The sequence below is a fragment of the Mycobacterium sp. E740 genome, assembly GCF_001672895.1.
Classification (GTDB): Bacteria; Actinomycetota; Actinomycetes; order Mycobacteriales; family Mycobacteriaceae; genus Mycobacterium.
In genome coordinates, this window is the sequence record NZ_LZKP01000097.1 from 1 (window position 1) to 8,758 (window position 8,758).

The 8,758-nt window shown below is 68.4% G+C and carries 8 protein-coding genes, 1 tRNA gene and 2 pseudogenes; 3 read left to right on the forward strand and 8 right to left on the reverse strand.

The annotated features are described in order from the left end of the window. Together A5663_RS23520 and A5663_RS09280 are read right to left on the reverse strand one after the other, a co-directional pair. A pseudogene (locus tag A5663_RS23520) lies at positions 1-207 on the reverse strand (hypothetical protein); the annotation flags it as partial. Positions 208-483: 276 nt separating this feature from the next. Further along, a tRNA-Arg gene (locus A5663_RS09280) sits at positions 484-559 on the reverse strand. A gap of 108 nt (positions 560-667) precedes the next feature. Here A5663_RS09280 and A5663_RS09285 point away from each other — a divergent pair. Next, entirely contained in the window at positions 668-2,623 is a 1,956-nt protein-coding gene (locus A5663_RS09285) for an NAD(P)/FAD-dependent oxidoreductase (protein WP_068147132.1), read from the forward strand. Here the strand turns inward: A5663_RS09285 and A5663_RS09290 are convergent. Next, on the reverse strand, positions 2,620-3,438 hold the full coding sequence (locus A5663_RS09290; RefSeq protein WP_068147134.1) for an LLM class F420-dependent oxidoreductase: 819 nt from the start codon (positions 3,436-3,438) through the stop codon (positions 2,620-2,622). The two genes, A5663_RS09285 and A5663_RS09290, sit on opposite strands and share 4 nt — an antisense overlap. 179 nt (positions 3,439-3,617) lie before the next feature. Between A5663_RS09290 and A5663_RS09295 the strand changes: the two genes are divergently transcribed. Further along, positions 3,618-4,718: a glutamate--cysteine ligase gene (locus A5663_RS09295; protein WP_068147137.1), complete on the forward strand. Its 1,101-nt coding sequence runs from the start codon at positions 3,618-3,620 to the stop codon at positions 4,716-4,718. 4 nt (positions 4,719-4,722) lie between these two features. Here the strand turns inward: A5663_RS09295 and A5663_RS09300 are convergent, their stop codons facing one another. From A5663_RS09300 to A5663_RS09320, 5 genes and pseudogenes are all read right to left on the reverse strand, one after another. Then, on the reverse strand, positions 4,723-5,439 hold the full coding sequence (locus A5663_RS09300) for an anti-sigma factor (protein WP_068147140.1): 717 nt from the start codon (positions 5,437-5,439) through the stop codon (positions 4,723-4,725). Beyond that, positions 5,436-6,017: a sigma-70 family RNA polymerase sigma factor gene (locus A5663_RS09305; protein WP_068147142.1), complete on the reverse strand. Its 582-nt coding sequence runs from the start codon at positions 6,015-6,017 to the stop codon at positions 5,436-5,438. The genes A5663_RS09300 and A5663_RS09305 overlap by 4 nt, the downstream gene beginning before the upstream one ends. Before the next feature lie 2 nt (positions 6,018-6,019). Next, positions 6,020-6,787, reverse strand: a complete 768-nt coding sequence (locus A5663_RS09310) for a DUF1365 domain-containing protein (protein WP_068147144.1) — start codon at positions 6,785-6,787, stop codon at positions 6,020-6,022. A gap of 53 nt (positions 6,788-6,840) precedes the next feature. Beyond that, positions 6,841-7,887: a poly-gamma-glutamate hydrolase family protein gene (locus A5663_RS09315; RefSeq protein ID WP_068147145.1), complete on the reverse strand. Its 1,047-nt coding sequence runs from the start codon at positions 7,885-7,887 to the stop codon at positions 6,841-6,843. Then, a pseudogene (locus tag A5663_RS09320) lies at positions 7,887-8,537 on the reverse strand (Nramp family divalent metal transporter); the annotation flags it as partial. The gene A5663_RS09315 and the pseudogene A5663_RS09320, both read right to left, overlap by 1 nt. Between A5663_RS09320 and A5663_RS22540 the strand changes: the two are divergent. Further along, positions 8,499-8,758, forward strand: a 260-nt coding sequence (locus tag A5663_RS22540) for a divalent metal cation transporter (RefSeq protein ID WP_231976734.1), incomplete at its 3' end; no start/stop codon positions are given. The pseudogene A5663_RS09320 and the gene A5663_RS22540 sit on opposite strands and share 39 nt — an antisense overlap.

The following is an 8,758-nucleotide window of genomic DNA, read 5'->3' on the forward strand; positions in this document are numbered from 1 at the left end:
CGCCGCCGTTGACAGCCAACTCAGTCGGATGCCTTTCGCCGGCGGCGTCTCGACGTGGTCGGGCAGCATTCGAGCCCCGGCTGGGTCGGTCGTCACGCGTCTGCCGTTGCGTACCCGATCGGTAGGACGGCCCGCGAGGTAGTAGCGGCCCTCGTAGCGCGCCGTCGGGTCGGAGCGCCATCCCGTCGACCGGGTACGGGTCCGCACCGCCCCGCATTTGTCACACGTGCCGTCGGTAGCAAGGTCCGCAGCGCAATACGGACATGCCTTCATCGCCGGACCCCGACCGCCGGCTGCCGATTGCTTCGCCTCATTTGTGCGCTCCAGAACAGTGATGCCCTAGCGAGGTATCAACAGCCAAACACGAATTGGCAGTGAACGCAGCAAAACCCTCAAGCCCATCGGCCGGCACCCAGCGGTGTCAAGCATCAACCGAAGTAGGTGTCAAGCATCAGCCGGAACACCGTCAGCAATCAAACGACCTGGTGCCCCCGGCAGGATTCGAACCTGCGACACCGGCTTTAGGAGAGCCGTGCTCTATCCCCTGAGCTACGAGGGCGGGACCGCTGGGAGCTTACCGGCTCCGATCGGGCATCGCCTCAAACCGCATCGCCGCTCGATCGCGTCGATTACGCTACTTCAGGTTCCGTAATTAGGAGGACACGTCGTGCGCAGTCGCTACGCGGGCACGCCTTTCACCACACCGACCGCCGAGATAGCGCGGGCTCTCGAGGACGTCAGCGTTCCCACACTCCTGCTCAGCCTCGTGCACATCACCGGCGACACCCGCTTCATCCACGATTACGCCCAAGCCGGGCTGTTCCTCAACGAGGTGCAAGGGTTCATGTCCGAGGAGGACAAGGCTCGCGCCAGGGCCGAGGCCCTGGAGATGATCACCGCCTACCGCGACCGCGGCTGCCCCGAGCCCGCGCCGCTGAGCCCGTCCGTCGTCAAGCAGATGATGGACTGGGCGGCATGCGAACCCGTCGGCGAGGAGTATGTCCCGCTGCTCATCGAGGAACTCGACCTCGACGGCGTCGACCCGCGCGGGCCCGCGCCCATCGATCCGGAGGCGGCGGCCCGCGTTCCCGTCGTCGTCATCGGCTGTGGTGAATCGGGGCTACTCGCCGCCATCCGGCTCAAGCAGGCCGGCATTCCGTTCACCGTCGTCGAGAAGAACGCCGGCCCGGGCGGAACCTGGTGGGAGAACACTTATCCCGGCGCGCGCGTCGACGTGGCCAACCACTTCTACTGTTACAGCTTCGAACCCAGCAACAACTGGAGCCACTACTTCGCCGAACAACCGGAGCTGCGCCGGTACTTCGTCGACGTGATGAACAAGCACGGCATCGCCGAGCACGTGCGCTGGCAGACCGAGGTGGTTTCCGCGCAGTGGGACGACGCGGCCGGCACGTGGACCGTCACACTGTGTTCGACGGACGGCGACGAGTCGATGCTGACCGCACGCGCGATCATCAGCGCCGTCGGCCAACTCAACCGACCGCAGATCCCGGACAACGAGGGCGCAGACACGTTCGCGGGCGCGGCATTTCACTCCGCCGCGTGGGATCACGACGTCGACGTCACGGGCCGGCGCGTCGCATTGATCGGCGCCGGCGCAAGCGGTTTCCAGATCGCTCCCGCGATCGCCGACCAGGTCGAGCACCTCGACGTCTTCCAGCGCACTGCCCAATGGATGTTTCCGAACCCCATGTACCACAAGGAAGTTGGCGACGGCACCCGCTGGGCGATGGAGCACCTTCCGTTCTACAGCCGCTGGTATCGTTTCCTGCTGCTGTGGCCCGGCGCCGACAAGGGCCTCGACGCCGCCCGCGTCGACCCCGGCTACGAGCAAGGCGACTACGCGGTCAGCGACATCAACGCCGCCGCGCGAATGATGTTCACCGACTGGATCACCGGCCAGGTCGACGGTGACACCGAACTGCTCGCCAAGGTGCTGCCGGACTATCCCGCGACCGGTAAACGGACCTTGCAGGACGACGGCACCTGGCTGCGAACCCTGCGCCGGGACAACGTCGAGTTGATCCGCACGCCGATCGAGCGGATCACTCCGACGGGCGTGGTCACTGCCGACGGCCAGGAGCACGCCGCCGACATTCTCGTGTACGCCACGGGTTTTCGGGCCACCGACGTGCTATGGCCGCTACGGATTACCGGCCGCGACGGGGTCGAGTTGCGCGACGTCTGGGGTGATCGCCCCTACGCGTACCGCGGCGTCATGGTGCCCGGCTTTCCCAACTTCTTTCTCACCTACGGACCTGGCACGCATCTCGCGCACGGTGGCAGCCTGATCTTCAACTCCGAGTTGCAGATGCGCTACATCGGCCAGTGCCTGCACGCGCTCGCCGACGGCCTGCACTCGATCGAACCGAAATCCGAAGCGACCGAACAATGGCGCGAAAGGTCACAACAGGCGATCAAGATGACCGTGTGGTCGCATCCGTCGATCAAGCATTCGTACTTCAAGAACGCGCGCGGCGAGATCCACACCGTCAGCCCGTGGAAGCTCTACGAGTACCACGACGCGGTGCGCGAACCCGAGTGGTCCGATCTCGTGCTGCGTTCCGCCGACACCGCCGCCCAAGCAGGACCAAGGTCCTAAAGCTCCGCGATCACCTTCGCGAACGTCTCGGCGTGCCGTTGCTGCACGGTGATGTAGCTGATGCCGTACGTTTCGCGATAGCCGCGCAGCGTGTCGGCGATCTCCTTCGTCGACCCCGACAGCACCGCGGGTGTGCTCAGCAACTCCTCCTCGGACAACTGCGGTAGGAAGCGGCGCGTGATCGACAGGTCCGGCCGCCCGGTGTCGTCGGTCGGCATGGCGGTGACCGCGATGTTGAGCTCGAGATCGTCGAACCGGTCGCCTGCGGCCTCCCTGACGAATGCGATGCGGTCGGCGAGCGGATCCGATGTCGCCGTGATCGGCGCACCGCCGGTCAGCCCGATGATGTCGGCCCGCTGTGCGGCCAGCGTCAACAATCGGTCGCCGTTGCCCGCGATGAGGATCGGCACATCGGGGACGTGCTCGTTCATGTGCTCGGTGACGTGGCGCAGCCAGTCCACCCGCTGGCCGGGCGACGGGTACGGCAGCTCGGCCTGTTCGAACTCCTCTTTGACGTAGCCGGCGCCGAGGCCGAGGTCGAAGCGTCCGCCGCTCAGGTCCCGCAACGACGTCACTTCCCGCGCGAGCAGGGCGGGCCGGTAGAAGCCGGCGTTGAGCACGAACGTGCCGACGCGCAGCCGCTCGGTCGCCATCGCTATCGCCGTCATCATCGGGAACGGCGCGGTCGTGTAGAGGTGGTCGGCGACGTGCACGATGTCGTAGCCCATGTCCTCGGCGCGACGGGCCCAGTCCTGGACCGACTTCTGGCGGCGCGCGGCCTGCAGGCCGACGCCGAACCGGAACGGTTTGGTCACGTTTCCGGATGTTATTGCGTGAACTGGCCGGCGAAATGTTTGGCGCGCCCTCGGCCGGGGCACTATCTCTGCCGACTTCGACGTCACGGAGTCCCACTAGCCGAAGGACTTGCTGCCCCGATCCGGCCCGTCGTGAACCCATTCCGACGGGCCGGATCAATATTCCGACCAAGAAATCTATGGCCACTCATCCCACGATCGGCGTCGAAGAAGAGTTTCTGCTCGCCGACCCGTCGACCGGTGAACCGGTCGCGCTCAACGAGGAGGCCGCGCGCGAAGCCGCCGGCCGGGGCGTGAAGTTGCAACTCGAGCTGACCACCTGCCAGGTGGAGACCACCAGCGAGGTGGTGGCCTCGACCCGTGACCTGCACGACCAACTGCTTCGGCTCCGGCGAACCGCGGCCGACGCGGCGCAGGCGGCCGGCGCGCAGCTGCTGGCGGTCGGCTTGCCGCCGACACTTCCGAAAGAGTTCCCGATCACGGACACGCCGCGGTACCGGCAGATCGGCGAGATCTTCGGGATGGTCGCGCATGAACAGGGCATCTGCGGCTGCCACGTGCACGTCGCGGTGCCCAGTCGCGAAGCGGCGATCCGGGTCAGCAACCGGCTGCGGCCGTGGCTGCCCAGCCTGCTCGCGCTGAGCGCGAACTCCGCCATCTACCGCAACTCCGACACCGGCTACGCCAGTTGGCGCAGCGTGTTGTGGGCGCGCTGGCCCAGCGCGGGGCCGCCGCCGCATTTCGACTCCGTCGACGAGTACGACGCCGTCGTGCGCATGCTGCAACAGGCGGGCGCCATGCTCGACGACGGCATGGTCTATTGGGACGTGCGCCCGTCGAAGGACTTCCCGACGATCGAGGTGCGCGTCGCCGACGTACCCGCGACGGCGGCCGAGACGGTGCTGCTCGCCGCACTGACCCGCGCCGCGGTGATGACCGCGCTCGAGGACGAGCGGCACGGGCGGCCCACACCTCCGCTCGCGGCTCACGCGCTCAAGGCCGCGTACTGGAAATCCGCTCGCGACGGCTTGGACGGTGATGCGGTGGATCTGTCGGAAGGCCATGAGCGGGTGCCCGCGCGGGCGCTGCTGGACCGACTCGTCGAGTACGTGCGGCCCGCGCTCGAAGCTGTCGGCGACTATGACCTGGTGTTCGACGAGTTGCACCGGGTCGCCGAGGAGGGCAACGGAGCCATCCGGCAGCGACGGGCGTGGCAGCGCCGCCACGACGTCCGCGACGTGGTCGCAGAGGCGGCTCAGGCCACGTTGGCGGGAACGTGAGGTCTCAGGCCAGCGGCAGTTGAGCGAACGGAGTGCTGGTCGGCTGCGGTGAGCCGCCGGGCGGTTCGACGGTGAACGCCAAGGTGCTGGACTTACCGAGGTCTGGGAGCACGGCGGTGGTGGACGGCGCGACGGCCTGCGGGTCCATGGTTCCGGCCGAATGCGGTCCGCCGTCGTCGATCAGCCACATCTGGTAGACGGTGCCCGGTTGCGGCGGGGTGACGTTGTTCATCACCAGCACGCCGGCGTCCTTCTCGCGGGAGAACACCACCGTGGCGGTGCCGCCGCCGGGAATCTGACCGGACACGGTGCGCACGTCGCGTGCGGCGAAGACCTGCTCGGCGGTCGACGGGGACGCAGCCGGCCGCAGGGCCAGGCCGACGCCGAGCGCGCCGAGGCCGACGACGAGCACCGCCGCGGCGGCCAGCGCGATCCGCTGCCAGCGCCGCGGGCGAAGTTGTCGAACGGGCGCATTTCCGACGTCGCCGACCTCGGCCAGCAGGCGCGCCCGCAGTTCGGCCGGAGGTTCGGCCGCGGTGGCCGCCGACACCACCGCCATGGTCTCGCGGACCTCACGCACTTCGTCGGCGAAGGCCCGCGCAACGGCGGGTGGGGCGGCCGCGAGGCGGCGGTCCACCTCGGCCAGTTCGGACGCGGCCATCGCGTGCAGGGCGTAGGGCGCCGCGAGGGTGCTCAGGTCGGAGTTCATCGGCTCGGTCATGCCAGCCCCAAGCACTTTCGCAGACCGCGAAGCCCGTCGCGCATCCGCGATTTGATCGTGGCGAGGTTGGCCGACAGCCGGGTGGACACCTGCGAGTACGTCAGGCCGTCGTAGTAGGCCAGCTGGATGCACTCGCGTTGCACATCGGTGAGTGTGGCCAGGCAGTCGACCACCTGCCGGCGTTCGTCGCGCAGGATCACGGAGTCGGCGACGTGGTCGGCGGGCAGGTCGAGGTTGGCCGCGCCATAACGCTCCTCGCGCAGGGTCGCCGACTGTTCGGACCGCACGCGGTCGACCGCGCGACGGTGGGCGAGCGTCATCAGCCACGCCAGTGGTGAGCCCGCCGAGGGGTCATAGTTGTCGGCGGTGCGCCACACCTGCAGGTAGATGTCCTGCGTCGTTTCCTCGCTGTAGCCGGGGTCGCGCAGCACCCGGGTCACCAGGCCGTAGACGCGCGCGCGGGTGCGGTCGTAGAAGCCGGCGAACGCCTCGACATCGTGCTCGGCCACCCGGCGAAGCAGTTCGTCGAGGTCCGTAGTCATCAGCGGTAGCCTAGCCACCGGCGACAGCACCGTCATGATTATCGTGATCTGGCCGCGTGGGTGACCAAAGCCCGTGCTGGAGCGCGTGTTTCGTCGACCCGTTCGGTGCGGGCCGCGATCGGGACCCGGCGCAGCCACAGGGTCAGGCACTGGAGCCGGTAGTCGAGCGCGGTCATCAGGGGTGCCAGCGGGGCCACCACCTGCATCCTCAACACCTCGGCGACGCGCGCGGGCCTGCGTGTACCGCGCACCGTGGCGATGAACGCCGGTTCGTTTCCGCGGTGCAGGGACACGGTCACGTCCACCTCGGCGCCGGGCTCGGGCGCGCGCACCAGGTAGTGCCCGTCGCCGCCGTTGAACGGTGAGATCCGCAGCTTCTTCGGCGTGATCGAAACGCCGTCCGGACCCGGCGGCAGCAGATAGGCATGCCGCTCACCGCGGCTGTTCTGCATCTCCATCACGACATGGCGCAGCACGCCGTCGCGGTCATGGCACCAGTACAGCGTCACCGGGTTGTAGACAGAGCCGAGCACCCGGGGCTGCATCAGCGCGGTGACCCGGCCGCCGTTCAGGTCGACGCCGCGGTCCCGCAAGAACATGTCGACGCGCTGGCGCAGCGAGTCGCCAGGTGCGCCGTCGAGGTGGTCGCGAGCGTCGAACCGGGCGAAGGGTCGTAACCACCACGGCACCCGCGGGAGCTGGTCGAGGTCGACGTACCAGCTGTACCCGTGATGCTCGAAGTGGTGGTACACCGGCGCGCGTCGCAGGTGCGCGATCCGGGTTCGGTACAGGTGTGAGCCATCCACGTAGAGGTATTCGGAGCCATGCGGGCGCCGGATGGCTTGGTCTTCGGTGCGCGTTACCAGGAATTCGCGGTTGCGACGAGGCCCCGGATCAGCGCCGAGGTGGCGGGCGTGAGTCCGTCGTCGCTCGGCAGCTGGCTGCGGGGACTGATGCCGCGCACACGCGGAGTCAACTCGAGTTGCGCGCCGCCGCCGCGGACGCGGTTGACCGGATTGTCCGGGTGCAGGCCGCGCAGCTCCCGCGGGATCGCGTCGAGATCGGTGACCACCTCATAACCGGGCACCACGACGTGGCGGGCGAGGTGCCCGGCGAGTTCGCGGTTGCTGCCACCGGCAAGTAGTTGCGTGCTGCGGCCGACGCGGCCGTACCCGTGCAGTGACACCGCGACGTCGACGTGGTCGAGAAATTCCGCGAGACGTTCGGACTCCTGTGCGCGGTACCGCGCCGACGGCAGGTGGTGGGGGTAGCGGTCGGGATGGCGCACGGTATACACCGAGGCGCCGGCGGCGTCGGCGGCACGCTCGGCGATGACGTCGGTCATCTGCTCCAAGCCGCCGCCGTGGATGGCCAGGAAGCCGAAGCGTGAGCACAGCGTGCACTGCTCCGTGACGCCGGGCTGTGTCAGTAGTTCCGAAAGAGATTGCGGCGCAGGCGAATCAGATGTGGTAGAGCGGTTGGGCCAATGTGCCGGGTCCCATCGCTTGAGGAACTCCACCCAGCGCTTCGGTAGGCCGTGGTGGTGGGCGCCGTCGATGATGCGCTCGAGGTAGCCCGGTCGCGGCGGGCCGGGCTCGACGCGGTGGTCGATGTACACCCAGGCTTCGGCGGGCCCGTCGTCGGTGTGCACCGTGAGCCGGTCTCGGCGGTAGCGCACCGGAACTCCCTCGGCGCTGTCCAGCACCGCCAGATCGTGGTCGTTCAGTTGCCACACCACTCCGTGCACTTCCGAGCCGTCGAACGGTTCGACGGTGGCGACGCCACGTTCGTTGATCAGCCAGTCGTGATCGGCGAGCTTCGCCGGCCGCGGATCGGCCGCGTCGGGGCAGCGCAGCGCCATCTGCCCGACGTTGAGGTTCGACCCGTAGGCGAAGTAGGCGTGCATCAACCCGTCAGCGTCAGATAGATCAGGACCACATTCAAGAGGGTAATGAGGGCGGCGATGCCCCAGCCCAGAACCGTCGTCACCCGGTGGTTGACGTCGTCGCCCATCAGATTGCGGTTGCTGGTCAACCGCACCAGCGGAATCAACGCGAACGGGATCCCGAAGGACAACACCACCTGCGACAACACCAGCGCCCGGCTGGGATCAACACCGATTGCGAGGACCACCAGCGCCGGCAGCAGGGTGACGAGCCGGCGCAGCACCAGCGGAATGGACCGGCGCAGCAGGCCCTCCATGATCATCGCGCCCGCGTAGGCGCCGACCGAGGACGACGCCAGCCCGGAGGCGAGCAGTCCGATCGCGAACAGCAACGCGACCGTCGGGCCGAGGGTCTCGCGAACCGCGGCGTGCGCGCCTTCGATGGAGTCGGTGTTGTCCTGGCCCTGCAGGTTGGTCGCGGCGACCAGCACCATCGACAGGTTGACCGCACCCGCGATGACCATCGCGATGCCGACGTCCCAGCGGGTGACCCGCAACAGCAGTTGCCGCATCGCGCCGGGCTCGGGGTGGCCGTGCCGGTCCCGCGCCAGCCCGGAGTGCAGGTACACGGCGTGCGGCATCACGGTCGCGCCCAGCATCGCCGCGGCCAGAGTTCGTTCGAGCGTGTCATCACGGGCCTGCTGTCGGTCATCGCGGTGGGCTTTCTCGCCAGCCTGTTCGTCGCCCCGGTGCCCGTCGAGCAGGCGGCGGCCGGGCTGGTCCCCAAGTTCGCCGGCGCCGAGAGCGTGCTGATCGCCGCGGCGATGCTGGGCGCGACCGTGATGCCGCACGCCGTGTACCTGCACTCCGGGCTGGCGCGGGACCGGCACGA

Excerpts from the sequence above, each read along its gene's own strand:
- A5663_RS09295 (WP_068147137.1), top strand. The coding sequence starts at position 3,618 with ATGGCCACTCATCCCACGATCGGCGTCGAAGAAGAGTTTCTGCTCGCC.
- A5663_RS09300 (WP_068147140.1), bottom strand. The coding sequence starts at position 5,439 with ATGACCGAGCCGATGAACTCCGACCTGAGCACCCTCGCGGCGCCCTAC.
- A5663_RS09305 (WP_068147142.1), bottom strand. The coding sequence starts at position 6,017 with ATGACGGTGCTGTCGCCGGTGGCTAGGCTACCGCTGATGACTACGGAC.
- A5663_RS09315 (WP_068147145.1), bottom strand. The coding sequence starts at position 7,887 with ATGCACGCCTACTTCGCCTACGGGTCGAACCTCAACGTCGGGCAGATG.